Origin of the sequence: Paenibacillus glycinis (assembly GCF_009909185.1) — a bacterium.
In the GTDB taxonomy this organism is placed as follows: Bacteria; Bacillota; Bacilli; order Paenibacillales; family Paenibacillaceae; genus Paenibacillus_Z; species Paenibacillus_Z glycinis.
The window spans coordinates 859272-877283 of record NZ_JAAAMV010000001.1 but is presented as its reverse complement, the minus strand read 5'-3'; the positions used below and the strand labels follow the sequence as shown (position 1 = coordinate 877283).

Annotated in this window: 11 protein-coding genes; 9 read left to right on the top strand and 2 right to left on the bottom strand. The window is 55.7% G+C overall.

What is annotated here, in order from left to right; genetic code table 11:
- Positions 1-2: 2 nt before the first annotated feature.
- From GT019_RS03895 to GT019_RS32415, 5 genes are all read left to right on the top strand, one after another.
- Complete coding sequence (locus GT019_RS03895; RefSeq protein ID WP_161741362.1) at positions 3-1148, top strand: acyl-CoA dehydrogenase family protein; 1146 nt, start codon at positions 3-5, stop codon at positions 1146-1148.
- Positions 1145-3127, top strand: a complete 1983-nt coding sequence (locus GT019_RS03890) for an FAD-dependent oxidoreductase (RefSeq protein WP_161741360.1) — start codon at positions 1145-1147, stop codon at positions 3125-3127. The genes GT019_RS03895 and GT019_RS03890 overlap by 4 nt, the downstream gene beginning before the upstream one ends.
- A gap of 24 nt (positions 3128-3151) precedes the next feature.
- Positions 3152-3943, top strand: coding sequence for an SDR family oxidoreductase (locus GT019_RS03885; RefSeq protein WP_328803899.1), 792 nt, complete (start codon positions 3152-3154; stop codon positions 3941-3943).
- A 997-nt stretch (positions 3944-4940) separates the two neighbouring features.
- Positions 4941-8213: a S8 family serine peptidase gene (locus tag GT019_RS03880; protein ID WP_161741356.1), complete on the top strand. Its 3273-nt coding sequence runs from the start codon at positions 4941-4943 to the stop codon at positions 8211-8213.
- Positions 8214-8409: 196 nt separating this feature from the next.
- Positions 8410-12432, top strand: coding sequence for a S8 family serine peptidase (locus tag GT019_RS32415; protein WP_161741354.1), 4023 nt, complete (start codon positions 8410-8412; stop codon positions 12430-12432).
- A gap of 73 nt (positions 12433-12505) precedes the next feature.
- Here GT019_RS32415 and GT019_RS03870 read toward each other — a convergent pair whose 3' ends face one another.
- Positions 12506-13246: an SDR family oxidoreductase gene (locus GT019_RS03870; RefSeq protein ID WP_161741352.1), complete on the bottom strand. Its 741-nt coding sequence runs from the start codon at positions 13244-13246 to the stop codon at positions 12506-12508.
- A gap of 322 nt (positions 13247-13568) precedes the next feature.
- Here GT019_RS03870 and GT019_RS03865 point away from each other — a divergent pair, with 322 nt between their 5' ends.
- The 4 genes from GT019_RS03865 (at position 13569) to GT019_RS03850 (ending at position 16946) form a co-directional block, all read left to right on the top strand.
- On the top strand, positions 13569-14480 hold the full coding sequence (locus tag GT019_RS03865) for an alpha/beta fold hydrolase (RefSeq protein ID WP_235946623.1): 912 nt from the start codon (positions 13569-13571) through the stop codon (positions 14478-14480).
- Between the two features lie 20 nt (positions 14481-14500).
- The gene (locus GT019_RS03860) at positions 14501-15175 is read left to right on the top strand and encodes a type 1 glutamine amidotransferase domain-containing protein (protein ID WP_161741350.1); all 675 of its coding nucleotides are present in this window, start codon (positions 14501-14503) and stop codon (positions 15173-15175) included.
- 217 nt (positions 15176-15392) lie between these two features.
- Positions 15393-16250: a LysR family transcriptional regulator gene (locus tag GT019_RS03855; RefSeq protein WP_161741348.1), complete on the top strand. Its 858-nt coding sequence runs from the start codon at positions 15393-15395 to the stop codon at positions 16248-16250.
- 216 nt (positions 16251-16466) lie between these two features.
- Positions 16467-16946, top strand: coding sequence for a DinB family protein (locus GT019_RS03850; RefSeq protein ID WP_328803898.1), 480 nt, complete (start codon positions 16467-16469; stop codon positions 16944-16946).
- Between the two features lie 92 nt (positions 16947-17038).
- On the opposite strand, the gene GT019_RS03845 is transcribed toward GT019_RS03850, so the two are convergent.
- Positions 17039-17959: an alpha/beta hydrolase gene (locus tag GT019_RS03845; RefSeq protein WP_161741346.1), complete on the bottom strand. Its 921-nt coding sequence runs from the start codon at positions 17957-17959 to the stop codon at positions 17039-17041.
- Positions 17960-18012 lie beyond the last annotated feature (53 nt).

Sequence of the window (18012 nt, the reverse complement as noted above, 5' to 3'; positions counted from 1 at the left end):
AGATGAACGATAGCCAATTTCAATCATTAAAAGCGGAGATCCGAGCTTACGTGGACGGGCGCCTAAGGGAGCTGACGCAGCGCATCGAAGAGACCGGGCAGTGCGGCCCGGACGTCTGGCAGGAGCTTCGCGAGCGGGGCTATCTCCGTTTGGCGGCGCCGGAAGCCTATGGGGGCTGGGGCCTTAGCTTCACGCAGTACTTGCAGCTGCTCGAAATGTTCTCGGAGTCGCACGGCTCGATCCGCATGATCGTCCACGTCGTCAACGGCATCTGGCGGCCCGTCGATTTCCTTGCAAGCGAGGCGCAGCGGGAACGATTCGTGAAGCCGCTCGTGCGGGGAGAGATCACCGCCGCCTTCGCCCTCACGGAGCCGAATGCGGGCTCGGGCGCCGACATCGAAACGTCTGCCCGCAAGGAAGGCGATACCTATGTGCTGAACGGGGAAAAGTGGCTCATTACGTTCGGGGATACGGCCGATTATTTGCTGCTTTACGCCCGAATGGAAGGGACGAAGGGTTACGAAGGCACGATGGCGCTGCTCGTTCCCCGCACGGCCGAGGGCGTGGAGATTCGCGAGATGTCTTCGACCTTGGGGCTGACGGGAACGGGGCATGCCCATATCGTCTTGCAGGACGCGCGCGTTCCCGCGGATCATCTGCTCGGCCATGTCGGGGAAGGACTGGCCGGCGCGCTGAACGGGTTTCTGGATCCAAGCCGGATCTGCGTCGGCATGACCTGCGTCGGCCTGGCGCAGCGCGCGTTCGACATCGCCGTCGAACGGAGCCGCGAGCGCGTCACGTTCGGCAAAGCGCTCAGCCAGCGCCAAGTCGTGCAGACGTGGATCGCCGAGATGGCGACGGACATCGAAGCGGCTCGTCAGCTGGTCCTGTACGCGGGAAGGCTGAAGGACGAGGGAACGCTGACCCCTCCGCCGGCGTCGATGTCGAAGCTCTACGCGCTCGAAATGCTGCAGCGCGTGACGGATAAGGCGCAGCAGATTTGGGGCGGCATCGGCTACTTCAAAGGCTACGAGATCGAACGGATCTACCGCGACGCGCGCGCCCAGAAGTTCGAGGAAGGCACGGCGGAAATTCAGAAAGCGGTCATCGCCAAGCATGTGCTGGCTGAAAGGCGAATGGGATCATGACACGCTCGTTACTGCTGGAGCCGGGACGCATCGGCACGCTTCAGCTGAAGCACCGCATCCTGATGGGCGCCATGCATCTGGGCATAGAAGGCCGGCGGGAAGCGCTGCCGCAGCTGATCTCCTTCTATCGGGAACGGGCCAGCGGCGGGGCCGCGCTCATGATGACCGGCAATGTCGCGGTTCTTCCCGAGGGCGGGGGAAGCGGCATGTTTTGCTTGACGGAGCCGGACCATCGCAAGCAGCTGGAAGAGCTTGCGGCGGCGGTTCGGCAATCCGGCGGCCGCTTGGCGCTTCAGCTGTCCCATCGCGGGCGATATGCCAGCAGCAAGGAGACGGGCCTTATGCCATGGGCGCCAAGCCCGATCGCTTCCCGCCTGACCAAGGAAGTGCCGGCGGAGATGACCGGATCGGATATCAAGCGCTTGAGGGACGCGTTCAGGGACGGTGCGGCGTTTGCCGTCGACGCCGGTTTCGCCGCGATCGAGATCATGGGCTCCGAAGGCTATCTGCTGAATGAGTTCGTCTCGCCGCTGACCAATCGACGAAGCGACGAATACGGTCAAGACAGCGAAGGGCGCATGAAGCTGTGCCTTGACATTATCGGAGACATCCGCGGGCGGATCGGCGACGAGTTTCCGGTCGTCTACCGCATCTCCGGGGACGATTACATGGAAGGAAGCACGACGCGCGAGGAGACGCTGGAGTTCGCTCGGCGTCTGGAGCGCTGCGGCGTCGATGCGCTCAATGTCGGAATCGGCTGGCATGAATCCGCGATTCCGACGGTTGGGGCGATCGTGCCGCCGGGCGCTTTCGCATCGGTCGCCGCGAGCATTCGCGGCGTCGTCTCGATTCCGGTCATCGGCGCGAACCGGATCCATACGCCCGAGGTCGCGGAGCGGCTTCTTCTCCGCGGCGACCTGGATTTCGTCGCCCCGGCGCGCCCTTGGCTGGCGGATCCCGCTTTCGCGCGCAAGATCGCCGAAGGCGATCTGGAAGGCTTGAACGCATGCATTTCCTGCAATCAGCTTTGCTTGGATCATACCCTCGGACATCCTCCCAAGCCGGTCGGCTGCCTTGTAAATCCGCGGACGGGCCATGAAGCGGAGATAGTTCCGCCTCCTGCCGAGATAAGACGAATCGCCGTTGTCGGCGGCGGCGTCGCGGGACTGCAGGCGGCGTTGACGAGCGCGGAGCGCGGACATCGCGTAACCTTGTTCGAGGAGACCGACCGGCTCGGGGGGCAGTTTCTGCTCGCATCCCGCATTCCCGGCAAAGGTCAATTTCGCGAAACGATTCGTTACTTCCGCGTGATGCTTCAGCGGCTCGGCGTAGACATTCGGATGGGAACCGCGCCTACGCCGCGGATGCTGGAAGCGTTCGATCATGTCATCTTGGCGTCAGGCGTCCGTCCGTTCGTGCCGGACACGCTCGAGGGCGCCGATCTTCCGCATGTGTGCACGTATGCCGAGCTGCTCGCGGGAACGCGGCCGTTCGGCAAGAAAATCGCCGTTGTCGGCGGCGGAGGGATCGGCAGCGACGTCGCGCATTACTTGGCGGAGCGGGCGAGCTTGCAGCCGGAAGAGGCGGCTTTTTTCGCAGAACGGGGCTTCGAGGCTCCGGCTCCGGCCGCACCCGAGATCACGCTTGTGTCTCGTTCGGAGAAAGCGGCGAAAGGCGTCGGTCCCACCTCTCGCTGGGTGCTGCTGGGAGAATTGAAGCGCCGCGGCGTGCGGGTATTGAAGGGTTATCGCTGCACGGCCATCACGGCGGAGGGCATATGGGTGGATAACGGCGAAGAGCAGCTGTTCGTGGAAGCCGATCAGGTCGTGCTCTGCATGGGCCAGCGCTCCAACTTGGCGCCGGACGATTCGTCCTTCGCGCACGAGGCGCTCGACGCGGTCGGCGGAGCGGCGGATCCGGCGGAACTGAATGCAGCAAGGGCGATTCGGCAGGCTTACGAGGCTGCCGTCAAGCTGTAGAATTCGATGTTATCAGAGAGGGACGTGGGGACATTGTCAGCTTCGTTTATCGGAAAAAAAGTACTGATCACCGGCAGCTCGCGAGGCATCGGCCGAGCGACGGCGCTCGCGTTCGCGAAGGAAGGGGCGGACGTGGCGATCCATTACCGCCGGGATGCGGATGCCGCCCAAGCGACGGCGAATGAAGTGCGTGCGCTTGGCGTGGAAGCGCTTGTCTGTAAAGCCGAGCTGGAATCGCCGGCCGAGATCGACGCGATGTTCGACGAGATTACGGATACGTGGGGAGCGCTGGACGTCTTGATGGCGAACGCTGCCGCCACGGCGTTCAAGCCCGTCATGGAAACGAAGGATTACCATATCGACCGCACGTATCAAGTCGTCGTCAAGAGCGTGCTGCACGCCGTGCAGCGCGCGGTACCGCTGATGGAAGGAAGAGCGGGCCGCATCTTGACGGTATCCAGTCTCGGAAGCCAGTTCGCGCTGCCCAATTATTCCACCATCGGTTCAGCGAAGTCGGCCTTGGAGTCGCTGACGAGGTACCTGGCGGCGGAGCTGGGTCCGAAGGGCATTACGGCCAACGTGATTTCGCCCGGCGTGGTGGAGACGGATTCCGTGCGCTTTTACGCCAAGGATACGTTCGATACTTTTAAAGCGAACGTGATCGGCCGCACGCCGCTCGGGCGGTTGACGCAGCCGGAAGACGTCGCCCATGTCGCGTTGTTCCTGGCCGCGGAGGCAGCCGGCTTCATTACGGGGCAGGTGCTCGGGGTCGACGGCGGTCTGACCTTGATCGCTTACGGTCCGGATGGACGATAGGCGATTTTATAGGTTGCAAGCCCTGCGAATAGGTTGACGCGAGAAGTGTGCTGTATCATGAAGCTGTATCACGAGACTTATAGAGCGAAGCAGCGGGAGAATATTCGTCCGTTCATGGAAGCCGGCCAATGCCGGCTTTTTTTTGTGCAGCCCTGGAGACGTGGAAAATCGCAATAAAAAGATTTTTTATGGATGACGCGATGCAGGTTGAATAATTTTATGCCTAGGATTGGCGCGGAGGGGCGGTCCATGACCGGTGAGCCGCCGGATTCCACAATGCCCGAATTGATCTTACTGCGTGAAATCAATAAATAAATTTATGAATGGCCTGAGCTTTTGTTATCTATTTAATGAAAGAAGTTAGACAGGGATGAACAGGGCGGTTTGAGGCTGTCATGGAAACCGGGCGGGAATCGCCGGTTATTTTGGACGACCGGGACGAAATGCTCTTATGGATTGCTTCTATATTCATAGCATGGTTTATGAAAACGAAAGTACGGTCGTGAAGCGATCAAAGCGAAGGGGACATCCACTTGGAATCACGATAATCGTGATTATGAGGCGCGAATTCAAGAATTTATGTTAATCAATATAACTAAACACGTGAGATAAATAGTGGATGTCGCTTAAAAGTTTGAAAAATGAAACTTGTTGACGCTATGAAAATCGGAGCTATATAATCCTCTCAGTAATTGGGTGAAATTTGTCAGGTTTAATAACGTAAACATGACATTAATCTTCGAGCCTTAGGATGCGGTGGGGACCGGAACGCGGTACGTTGCGCAACGCGCCGTTACCGGCCGACGAGATGACCATTTACACGGATTATTCTCGGTACGATTGACATTTATAGCGAAGGAAGTGACGAGGCTTGAGCAAGAAAAACAGAAAAATGACGGCATCACTAATCGCCGCGATGCTGGCATTCGGTTTAGTATCGCCGGCGTTAGCCATGCAATCTCACGATCAAACGCACGATCCGCTTAGGAAAAGCCAGATGAAGCAGGTACAAGCCGCCGAACGCAACCAAGAGGAATCCATGGATCCGGATATGAACGCTGAGCCGCAAGAACCGCCAACATCCGGCGGGCAGCTCGAATATGCCGGCTTGCTGCCAGAGTTGCCGGAGTATGCTCCGGACCAAGTCATCGTGAAGTACAAGTCGGAGGCCTCCTCGCGCGTCAATTCGGTATCTGCGCAAATTACAGGCTCGAGTCCGTTACCGGTTCCGAATGCGGAGCTGCTTCAGCTCGGGGAGGATGCCGACGTACCTAACGTTATCGAAGAGTTGCTGAAGGATCCGAACGTGCTCTACGCAGAACCGAATTACATGGTGCCTAACGCGCTCGGCCCTCAGACTTCCCGGCGCATGGATGAATCGGCACAAGCGTCGACATCGGCAGCCATCTCTTCCGATTCGGCCGATACGGCGGACGGCAGGGTACCGCAGTTCCCGAACGATCCGCTCTTTAACGAGCAGTGGGGCTTGCACAATACCGGCCAGGCCTTGAAGGATGGCACGGTTCCCGGCGGTACGCCGGATATGGACATGGATTTGCCGGAAGCTTGGGGCATCACCAAGGGCAGCGGGAATATCACGATTGCAATCATTGGCGGCGGCGCGAAGATTGATGTCTCGGACTTGGATGGGCAGATCTGGGAGAATAAGGGCGAAATTCCGGACAACGGAGTAGACGACGACGGCAACGGACTTATAGATGACCTCAACGGTTGGGACTTCGCGAACGGGGATCATTCCTTGTTCGATACGAGCGACAGCTATTCGGACGCATACGGTACGGTAGCGGCCGGCCAAATCGCAGCGAAGTGGAATAACGATGAAGGCATTGCCGGCGTCGCGCCTGACGTTAAAGTAATGCCGCTCAAGGTGATGACGAAAAAAGGCGGCCGGTATACGGATATCGTGGAAGCGATTCATTACGCGGAAGAAAACCGCGTTAAGATCGCGATGTTCAGCTTTGTCTACACGTACAAAAGCAGATACGTCGAAGAGGCGATCAATGCTTCTCGAATGTTGTTCGTGGCTCCGTCAGGGGATCGTATCAACAATAACATACTGAACATTGACGTGAATCCTGTCTATCCGGCTTCCTATGCGAGCCCCAATCTATTAACGGTCTCCGGTGCCAACATACTAGGCAATCCATCGGACCTTGCGGCGATCGGCAAGGAATCCATCGATGTCTCGGCGCCTTCGGAATTGATCGCATCTACGAATCTAGGCATCGACTTCGGATATGCAGCCCAAATCGATAACCCCGGCAAGTACAAAGCGTTCTTCAGCAGCATCGGATTCGAGGAGATTCCCGACGATCAGCCTGAATACGCGGCGCAACGGCAGGATATGTTCAATCTCTCGATGGACTATTTGAAAGAGGGCATGAAAGACGAAAACGGCGATGCCATACCGACAGTGCTGCTCGTTAATGACAGCGTGCGCGATAATGGCGGCGGAGGCGTTAGCGGCAGCGATTCAGGCATCGGTATTCCCGGTGAATCACCGGATCAGCAAATCTATGAACAGCTGCTTACGAACGCGAACTATGCCTATGACACCTTCACGACGGAGAGCATGACGGCTGATGGACCTTCGCTCAGTAAATTGCAGGGGTACGACATCGTGATTTGGTTTACCGGTGCGGCAGGCGACCGCGACAGCGATGTTCTCGTTAACGCAAAGGATCAAGCCAACTTGACCGCCTATTTAAACGGCCATGGACATTTGCTGCTTACGGGGCAGAACTCGCTGGATGCCATTGCGGATTCCAACTTCGCGATAGACGTGCTAGGTGTTCAGATTGCCGGCGAAGGCGGTTGGATATCCAAGGGCTGGGGCGTTCCAGGCACGATTTTCGATGGTCAGACGTATAGACTGCCGGACGTTTCATTATATATCGACACCATCGTAAGCAGTAAACCGGAAATGACGACGATTAACCTGAAAAACAGCAGCGGTGACTATGCGTACGCACAGGGGACTATATTTGCCGCGGCTTATGCGGCCGGCGTGGCGGGACTCGTTCAAAGCGTCTACCCGGACATGAGCGCGTTGGACGTGAAGCAGCGCATCATGACGAGCGGCAAGACCATGCCGCGTACCAATTATTCATTCTCGGCGACCGGGAAGTTCATTAGCGCCTACCGTGCCCTTTGGAACAAGGACATTCCGGGCATGAGCTTGATCGATCCCTCTATCTCGAACAAGCTGGATAGCAAGCAAGATCCGAATCACGTATATGCCATCGAGCTGCACGCCGGCGAAGAAGTGACGCTGTCACTTACAGGGGATGCCGGCACGGATTTCGATCTCGTCTTGTACGATCCTTCGGCAACGACCGTAGCCGGCAAGGAAGGCGCCGTCGCCTATTCCGAGAAGCCGGGCACATCCGCCGAATCGATCACGTACCGTGCAGCGCAATCGGGCACTTATTATATCAATGTCTTCGCCGTTGCAGGCGCAGGGCAATACACGCTGAACGTGGATAATGGCAATTCATCCGTTGTGCTCGAGGACAGCGACCCATCCCTGACTTACGAGGGCGATTGGCAGACGGTAACCGGAGCGGATTACTCGAACGGCTCCATCAAACAGCTGACCGGACAGGGTTCCGTCAAATTCGGATTCAGGGGCAATTTGTTTGAATGGATTGGCGCGACAAACGAAAATCAAGGAAACGCAGAGGTTTACATCGATGGCATTCAAGCGGGTTTTGTGAATTTATATAGCAAGCAGCCGAAATTTAGGCAGTCCTTATTTAGACAAGTACTCGCGAATGGCCATCACGCCGTTGAGATTCGGACGATCAGTTATGGAGAAGAAAAATTCTGGGCGTTTAACGTGGATGCCTTCAAGGTATCCAGCTTCCTATCGCCGACGGCTAAATCTTCCACGCAAGCCGGTCCATGGGTCATTCAATACGACGCGAAATACGCCGACGGTTCGCAGCTCTATACGACGACGCCGGGCAGCTACTCGGAATATCCTTTCCATGGCACGAAAGTGACGCTGTGGTCTTCGCGGGGCAACAACCGCGGTAAAGTGAACGTGATGATCGACGGCCGTTCCGTAACGCCAGCGCCGATCGATCTGTACAGCGAGAAGCCGCAGGATCAGGTGCCTGTCTTCACCTCCGGCGATCTATCGGACGGACAGCACACGATCAGGATCATGCACGCAGGCGATGCGAATCCGAAGTCCAGCAACCGTATGGTCACGATCGAAGGTTTGGAAATCGAAAATTTAAAATAGCGGCAACGGCCTTATATTATGATCCGAAATGAGGTAACTGAACGTGAAACGATCACCGCTTAAAAAACCGCTTTCGATCGCAACGGTCTCGTTGTTGGCCGGAAGTCTCGCATTTCCGAATCTTCCCGTCGCGAATGCCGTTCATGGAGAGAAATCATTCATTACGCAAGCGAGCATCCAGGAGGCTGGCCGTTTATTGAACGAGGCCGGCCCGGAAGCAAGAAGTTCCGCTTCGGCTCCCGGCGCAGCTTACGTGGCCGATAGCATCAATACGGCTTCAAGGAACGAGATTCGCGTCATTATTCAGCTGAGCGGCGAACCGATTGCCGTCGGGCAATATGCGGCCCGGCTTGGCTACAAGGCGTTGGCGGCGGAATCTACGGAGGCGGCCGTGCAATCCGAGCAGGACAAGTTCGTGCGCGGCGCGCAGTCGAATCGGATTCCGATGAAGATCGAACGAAAGTTCAACACGGTACTGAACGGGATGGAGGTCACGGTTCGCGCCGACCAGATCCCGATGCTGGCCAAGCTGCCGGGCGTGAAATCCATACATCCGAACGTGATCTATTATCCGGCCGACCTGCCCGAAAGCTATCAAACGGCGACAGGATCTACGGCTATCGATACGGTCCCGCTGAAGCAGATCGGCGTTCTGGATGCTTGGGAACGCGGATTGACGGGCAAGAACTTGAAGGTCGGCGTTATCGATACGGGGATCGACTACTTGCATCCCGACCTCGCGGGCAATTACGCCGAAGGCGGCTACGATGCGATCAATCAGGACGACGATCCCTATGAGGACCTACCGACGGATATTTCCGAAGGGTCGTACCACGGCACTCATGTATCCGGTACGATAGCGGGTACGGCATCTAACCCGAACGCCAATCTCGTGCAGAAAGGCGTTGCTTATCAAGCTAGCTTATATGCCTATAAAGTACTGGGGCCGGATGGCGGTACTTCCGCCCAAGTCATCGATGGAATCGAGCATGCCGTAGAGGATAAGATGGACGTGATTAACCTTTCGCTGGGAAGCGACCTGGAGAAGGATCCGGCTTCCCCCGACGCCATTGCGGTGAACAACGCCGTTCTTGCCGGCGTGGTCGCGGTGGTGGCCAATGGCAACGCCGGCGCGGGGCAGCAGTACTACTATTCCATGGGCTCGCCGGCATCCGCTCCGTTCGCGATCTCCGTCGGCGCAGTTACGAGCAACGGCGTTCGCGTATCGGGCAGCGTACGCAGCGAAGTCGGCTCGATGACGGAAGATGCACGCTTAAGCTTGATGGCTTGGAAGACGGAAGGAGAGAACTTCAACGAAATGTTCGGTACGGGTCCGATTCAAGGCGTGTACGCCGGACTTGGCGGTAAATACAGTTATTCGGATTTGGGTCTTGACGATGATTCCGTGGCCGGTAAAGTTGTTTTCGTTTCTCGCGGCATCTATTCCTTCGACGAGAAAGTGAAAGAAGCAGCCAAACACGGCGCGAAGGCCGTCATCATCTTCAACGGCGATGCGATTCAAAATGCGCAGCAGCTATCCGAGCCTAATCTAGCAGACGATATCCCCGGCCGAAACGGTCCGATAGGTCCGATCGCTTTCTTGGGAGATACGTATGATTATGTGCCGACCTTCGATATGCCGGGTCAGATGGGGCGCGCGTTGGCTCGAGAATTGCGAGACAATCCCGGTCAAGCCTTTCGGTTCACGATGCAGAAAGACTTCGGATTTTCGGATTTGGCCGGAGATCGGATGGCGGATTTCAGCTCCCGCGGTCCGAACTCCGACGGCGATTATGGAATAAAGCCGGATCTGACGGCCCCGGGCGTTCAAATCTTCTCGACCGTGCCCGGTTATGGCGCGAACTATGATAAAGCTTACTCGAAGTTGAGCGGCACGAGCATGGCGACGCCGCACGTCGCGGGCCTCGCATTGCTTATCAAACAAGCGCATCCGGATTGGACGCCGACGGACATTCGCGCGGCGCTTGCCAATACCGCGGAAACGCTTTCGAATGAAGAGGGTACGCAATACGATGTTTATTCGCAAGGCGCGGGACGAGTGAACGTAATCAGGGCGATTGATACGCGCGCCATCATTGAATCGCTGGATACCATTACGATCTACGACAATAAGATGAACCCGACCGAGATTCCGGGCGAAGCGAGCAGCGTGAGCTTTGGCATGCTGCAGCCGGGCGCGGAAGCGGTGAAGAAGCCGCTCGGCGTTAAGAATTTATCCGATTCATCCGTTGCCTATAATGCCAAGGTCGTCATGCATTCAACGGTTACTTCCGACCCTCATGATCCCATACCGACGCCGGATCCCGGCGCGATCACGGTCAAACTAGAAGGGCTTTCGGGTAATCGCGTCCAAATCGGCGCAGCCGACAGCTTGGCATTCAATCTTAGCGCAGCGGCAAGCTCGAAAGCGAAAGTCGGCGTATACGAGGGCGAGGTTTTGCTGGAAAGCGCCGGCCAGCCTTCTCTGCACTTGCCTTTCGTCATTCACGTCGGCAAAGAATCGGAAGACAACGATTTCATGATCCAAGATTTCGCGATCAGCAGTACGCAGGTGTCCAAGGAGGCGCCGATCGATATTACGGCATCCTTGCCGTCAGGCAAAGTCAATCATCTATTAGCGGCAATTTACGATATGAATAACCGATTATTAGGCATTCTGGCCGAATCTTTTGACATGGACGAAGAGACGGATGCATTAAATCCGCTTCCGTCGGACTTTTTCCTTTCCGGATTCTCGGGTTCTTATAATGAAGGAATTTTCTTGGATACAGGCAATAACGCGATCCGGCAGCTTCCGGAAGGCCGATACAAGGTTGTCCTGATCGGGTCCGTCTATAACAAGGACATGGAGCTGGTCGATCAGAGCGCTGCCTTTAAGACATTCTACATGAGCGAAGAACCTGGCGCAGGAACGCCAGACCCGGGTACGGGGACGGGAACGGGGCCATATCCGAACTTGCCGGGACCGGTCAAGCCGGCCTATAACGAGGAAGTTGCTTCGTCGGTCATGGAGAGCGGACAGGCGAGCATCGAGCTTGATGCTCAAACGAGTTTGCAAGCTTCGCAATTGTCCGTATTCGTCAAGGATGAAGATCTGCAGGCTGCGCTGCAAGAGGCGAAGTCGTCCGTTGCGTTGCTAATCGGAGCGGCTTCCCACGAAGCGAATGCCGCTCAATTGACGCTTCGCGCGGATCAAGTCGGGAAATTAAAAGAAGCGGCTCTGACGGGCGCGATTGTCTTCGCGTGGAACGAGGCGGCAATTGCCTTGCCGTTATCGGCAATCGAACAAGCCGCAGCCGGCGCGGATCTCGTCTTGACGATTAAGCAGGACGAAGAAGGCAAAGCCGAGTTTGAGAAGCAAGTGAAAGGCGCGGCCGTTCTTGGAACGCCGTATGTCTTCGAAGCGAGCGCAGCAAGCAACGGCGTGTCAACGCCGTTGAAACTGAAAGCGGACGAAGCAGCGGCAAGATCGTTCCTTATCGACGGTGGAATCGACGCAAGTCATGCCGGCGCGCTTTATCTGGAGAACGGCATAGTCAATCCGGTTCCTGCGAAGATGACGACAACGGCTGATGGCGCATCCCTTGCGACGATTCGTCGTCCGGGCTTCTCTGTTTATGCTGCGGCCATCAGACAAGCGGCGTTTACGGATATCGACAAGTCCTGGGCGCAGGATCAAATTCAATCGCTTGCGGAGAAATTCCTGGTGAATGGTACGACAGCGAGTACGTTCTCGCCAAAAGCGAACGTTACGCGCGCGCAGTTCGCGTCCATGCTCGTTCGTGCGCTTGGTTTATCGGCGCAAGCGGCGGCGGCTCCATTTGACGACGTGAAGAGCGGTGACTGGTTCGCTTCCGACGTGGCGACGGCATATGCGGCCGGGCTTGTTACGGGCGAGAATGGCGTATTCAACCCGAACGCAATCATGACGCGCCAAGATTTGAGCGTCATGCTGGCAAGGTCATTGAAGCTCGCCGGCTTGCAGGCGCCGACTTCAAGCAATTCCCATGCCTATGCCGACGCTGCGAAGTTTGGCGCATATGCGAAGGAGAGCATTCGAATCGTCACCGATGCAGGTCTGATGAAGGGCGTCGAAACGAAGGGGAGCTACTACTTCCATCCATCCGATCCTGCTACGCGCGAAGCGGCCGCGAAAGTCATCCATGACCTGCTTCAAGCTTCGAATCGTATTCGATAGTCAGTAAGACCGACAGACTTCTTGACACGCGAAAGCCCCCTATAAGGGGGCTTTCCGTCGTAGCAAGGGCGTATCAGAATTCCTGCGCGGTCGGACGCAGAACGATTTCGTTGACATCGACCTCCACCGGCTGTTCGATGGCATAGGCGATGGCCCGCGCCACCGCGCTGGCCGGAATGGCGGTTTTGTAGAACTCCATCACGGAGGTCGCCGACGTGCCGGTGGTGTTGAACTTCAGGTCGCTTTCCACGCCTCCGGGTTCGATAGACGTGACCCGGACCTTGTCGCCGACTTCATGGCGCAGGCCTTCGGAAATCGCGCGCACCGCGAATTTCGTGCCCGAATAGACGGTGCCGCCCGGGGAAAATACCTTGATTCCCGCAACCGAGCTAATGTTGATAATATGACCGCTCTTCTTGGCAAGGAAGTCCGGCAGGACCGAGGCTATGCCGTACAGAACCCCCTTGATGTTAATGTCGATCATCATGTCCCACTCGTCGGTGTTTACCTCGGCCATGGGACGGATCGGCATTAGGCCGGCGTTGTTGACGAGGACGTCGAGTTTGCCGAAATCCGCAATGACCGCATCGGCGACAGACTTGAACTGCGCCTTATCGACCACATCGAGCGCGTAGGCGCCGGCCTTGCCGCCGGCCTTCGTGATCTGCGCAACCACTTCGTCGAGCTTATCCTTCCGGCGCGCGGCCACCGCCACGATCGCTCCCTTGGATGCGAGCAGGCGCGCGGCCTCCGCTCCGATACCGGTGCCGCCGCCCGTAATCAGCACGACCTTGTTTTCGATGCCTTCGCTCATGATACATCTCCTTCGTGAATGTAGTGGACACCGCCCCATCGAAGCTTCGGGAGCCGATGTACATTCTAAACCGCGATCCTAAGGACTTGCGCAATAAGACGGCCAAATGGATGCCCGATAAAGCTAGGTTACTCAGGGAGTGCCCGGATTATTAGTTGCGCGGGCATTCCGTCATGAATAGTGGCACAGACGGCCAATGGCAACCTTTGATGACGATCCGTAGATCCTGTCCGATCTGCATCAAGGCGGTTAAAGTTGTTTACATTATGGTTTGTCGGATGCGGGCTGCGATTCAAGACCATTCAAGAAGGAGTTCAAATCAATGAAGAACGCTAATCGATGTTTAGGAGCCATGCTGGGTGCAGCGATCCTGATCGGCGGAACGACAGGATGCGCGCAATCGAATAACCGGAATGCCGCGAATAACGACGTTCAAAAAAGCGCTGCCTACTCGGATTCAAAACCGATTATAGAGGCGGCGGCAACGCCCTCGGGCCAGGAACGTTTAACATTTGTGCTCGTGCATGGTTCTTGGGCGGACGCGAGCTATTGGAACAATACCGCTGCGGCATTGAGAAAAGCAGGCCATACGGTATACGTGCCGGAATATGCCGGCCACGGTAAATTGTATAATCCTTCCGTGAAGCACGAAGCGATCGTGAAGTCCGTTACGGATTACATGACGTCAAAAAAATTGAAAAATGTCGTCCTTGTCGGACACAGCTTTGGAGGGACCGTCATTCAGAAGGTTGCCGAGCAGGTACCGGATCGGATCGCCCGCTTGGTCTTTTTCGATGCTTTCGTGCCGCTCGACGGGCAAAGCGTGAGCGACCAATTCCCGCCGGAGCTTCAAAAGGTGTTTGGGCAATTAGCCGAAACATCCGGAAACGGCACCATTAAGCTGCCGTTCTCGTCGTTCAGAGAAGGCTTTGTCAATACGGCAAGTTATGCGCTTGCCCAAACGATCTATAAAAGCGCAAAACCGGAACCGGCCGCTCCGCTTGTGCAGAAGCTTGATCTTAAGAAATTTTATAGCTTGAATATCCCTAAAAGTTATCTGTTTCTAACTTCGGATACGGTTACGCCGCAAGGGGAACGTTATGGGTTCCATCCTGCCCAATCCAGCCATTTGGGGCAATTTCGGCTGACTGTCGGGGAAGGCGATCATATGACTACGGCGTATGCGCAGCCGGATTACTTAGCGAGAAAACTAGTCGAGGCAGGCAGGAAATAATCGCTTAAGGAGGCACCGCCATGACAAAACGCATTCTGATGGTACTTACAAGCGCAGACCGAATGAGCGATACCGAGCAAACGGGTTTATGGCTGTCGGAATTCGCCGAACCCTTCGCGGCATTTTCAAAACAAGGCTGCGAGGTCACGATCGCAAGCATTTTGGGCGGACGGGTGCCGGTCGATCATCGAAGCTTGAACGGCGCGCCCCAGGATGTGCTCGATGCAGCCGTTCATTTGCAACATACCGTCAAACTCGACAACGTTGACGATAGCGGCTCTTTTGACGCGGTGTTTATCCCTGGCGGACATGGGTGCATGTTCGATATGCCCGATCACGAGCTGCTTCAATCCATCATTCGCGCCTTCTATGAGTCGGGAAGAGTGGTGGCTGCCGTATGTCACGGGCCGGCGGCCCTCGTGGGGGCGAGACTTTCGGATGGCACGCCATTGGTCGGCGGGAAGACGATCGCAACGTTTACCGATGAGGAGGAGCGGGAGACCACGCTGGATCGATACATGCCGTTCCTGTTGGAGACCAAGCTTCGCCAGTTAGGCGCCAACATCGTATTAACGCCCAACTGGACGACTAACGTTCAAGTCGACGGTCATCTCATCACGGGTCAAAATCCGCAATCAGCCCAACGCGCGGCTGAAGAAGTCATTCGCAAACTAGCGGCTAATGAGAAAGGATAAAAATGGTATAACCGTTATGTGACAAAGTTACGGTTCCGAATCCTGTTCTGTGATAAGATCGGCATAAGAGACCAAGAATGGGCCGGACGCAGCCGACCGTTCTTGGTTTGTTGGCTTTTCGCGTAAAGTCATGCATCTTCATAAAGGCAGAGGGGACAGTCGGAGGATTGCTTTCCCGGCAGGGACAACCGGAAGTCATGGGGGGATGAAGATGAGGATGGAATGGCTGGAGGCGTTTCTGCAAGCGGCCGAGACCAAAAGCCTTACGAAGGCTAGCGAACGCTTGCATATCAGCCAGCCTGCGCTGAGCAAGCAAATCCGGAATCTGGAGACGGATTTGGGGGCGCCGTTATTATTGCGTTCGTCTAGAGGCGTCACGCTAACGCCGGCCGGGCGAATGCTGCTGGATAGCAGCAAAACGATCACAAACGAAATAAGCGCGCTTCGCCGGGAGATTGCATCGCTTCAGGACGAGGTTAAGACGGATTTCGCGGTCGGTTCTTGGCCGAGCGTGGCAACGCTCTTTCTGCCCAACCGGCTTGCGGGCAATCAACAGGCCCAATCCGTAGAAATAAACATACGCGTGTATTATAGTTTTCACGAATTGCTGAAAAACGTGGAGTACGGCACGCTCGATGCTGCGCTATTCGATGACAGGGGAGTGAAGCATTCATTTTACGCTTCGCCTCTATTTACGGAGGAGTTCTTGTTGTTCGTTAACGTCGATCACGCTCTGTTCGGAGGCAAAAAAGGGGTATCGTTCGAAGAGATCAAGAATGAAGCCTTCTTGATGCTGCCGGGAGGCTGCGATGCAAGGGAGCTGGTAGAGGACGAGTTTTCCGCAAGAGGCGAGAAGTTAAAGCTGGTCACGGAAGTCGAGTTGGGACAAAGCATCATGGAATTGATACAGGCCAACGAGGGAATATCCATTCTGCCTGCCATGTTTGTTCATCAGATGAAGGATCCCGTGAAGGCGATACCGATTTTGAATTTTGGGTTGACCCGCCAAATCTCGATCATTGCGCGTGAAGAGGCCGTCAGCAGACAGTTGGCAGGCTTCATCATTAACCAGTAAGCTCGCGAGTCGTGTCCGGCGAATCCATCGGATGAAGGATCATTCATAAAAAAACGAATGGCTTACCGTGAATTTGATTATGCATAGTACGCGTTATTAAAGCAGAAAATACGCCATGTGATAGGGCAGCGTCTTGAAGTCGAACTTTTTGGCATCAGTCGTTTACGCCATCTCGAAGAATACCGGACATTTATTTGAAAATGAGGAGGCATTCAAGTGATAACACAACTGTCAGCAGCCCAAAAAATTATGAAAGGCTGGAAAATGCACCACAACAGCCTGATTGCACTCGTGGCTAAACTGCCTGATTCGAGCGGCCATTGGCGTCCGTGGGAAGGCGGTTGGACCACGCTGGAGCTGGTGCATCATCTCGCCTGGACGCCCGAGTTCTTTTTCGCCCAAATCGAGAAGCGCGACATGAACATCCCGCCGGTTCCTTCGACGCTGCCGGAAGCGCGCGAGCTTGTCAAACGTCTCACCGAGGTCACGGAGCAAAAACTGGCGTCCTACACCGATTCCGACCTTCAACAAATCGCCACGATCAATATTAACGGTGTCGACGTCACGGAGCCGGTCGAAGAAATGTGCCATCGCCTGGTCGCGCACGAGGCTCATCATAAAGGGCAGCTTTTCGTTTACGCTCGCGAGCAAGGCGTGACCGATATCCCGTTCTACGTAGACTTGAACGTAAAATAAGAATCAAGAGATGGCTTAACCACCACCACCAACAACAAAACCTTCGATGCCATTCATCGAAGGCTTTTTATTGCCGCTAAGGTTGTTTGCTATTAGTGTAAAAATGTTTGTTCGCCGGGACGATGTTCTTGTTCGGGAGGAGGGGATCCGTTCGCGAATTCGCCAGGCTCGAGGTTTGCGGATTCATTCGCGTGTGAGGGTCGAACCTGCTCTTGAACCCATGCCATCATATAATCCGCAACCTCGGTGAACCCTTTTTGGGCGATAATCCAATGCGAACGATTTGGAAATGCCGCAAAATGCGTCGATGCGCCGGATGTTTGATCATAAAGCCCGAAATTTTTCCTCACCATCGCGGCCGGCACGATATGGTCTTCCTCGCCTGCCACAATGAGAAGCGGCCCTCGATTGCCGTTCTTGAAGTTGACGGTAAGCTGGCTCTCGGCATGGAAAGCGGCAAGCGCGCTTTGAAAAAAGATTTTGGTTGTCTCGGGGACCGAATAACGGAACGCTTCTTTTTGCTCCTCTAAAGGCATGTTGTTTACGAAAGCGTATTGGAATTGCTTGAACGTCAATGCAACGGTCTTTTTCCAAGGCTTGAACAGGATGGATGCCACCGATTTTCGCGCCGTTTTGTATCCCCCGGCGCTGATGCCTTTAGGAGCGGCAGGGTCAATGGCGATTCCGGCCAAGCCTAGGTTGCGATCCATCAGGATCTGCGTGACTAAACCTCCGAACGAATGCCCGATCAGGATCGGCTTCTCGGGCAATGCTTTGATCAGATTCGCGTGATGGGCAACGATGTCCTCCAGACCGAGCTTTCCAAGGTCCTTGGCAGGATGATTTCGAAGCTCCTCGATACTGCGATCATGGTGGGGCCAGGCGGGAGCGATCGACGCATATCCTGCTTGCAGAAAATAGTCCCTCATCGGCGACCAGCTATCCGGAGTCATAAAAGCGCCATGGATAAAGACAATAAGCGGTTTCTTCGAATGATTCGCAGCGATACTCATGCTTGCGTCCTCCTTAGCTATGCGTAGCATGTGCAAATTTTGTTTGTTTTATT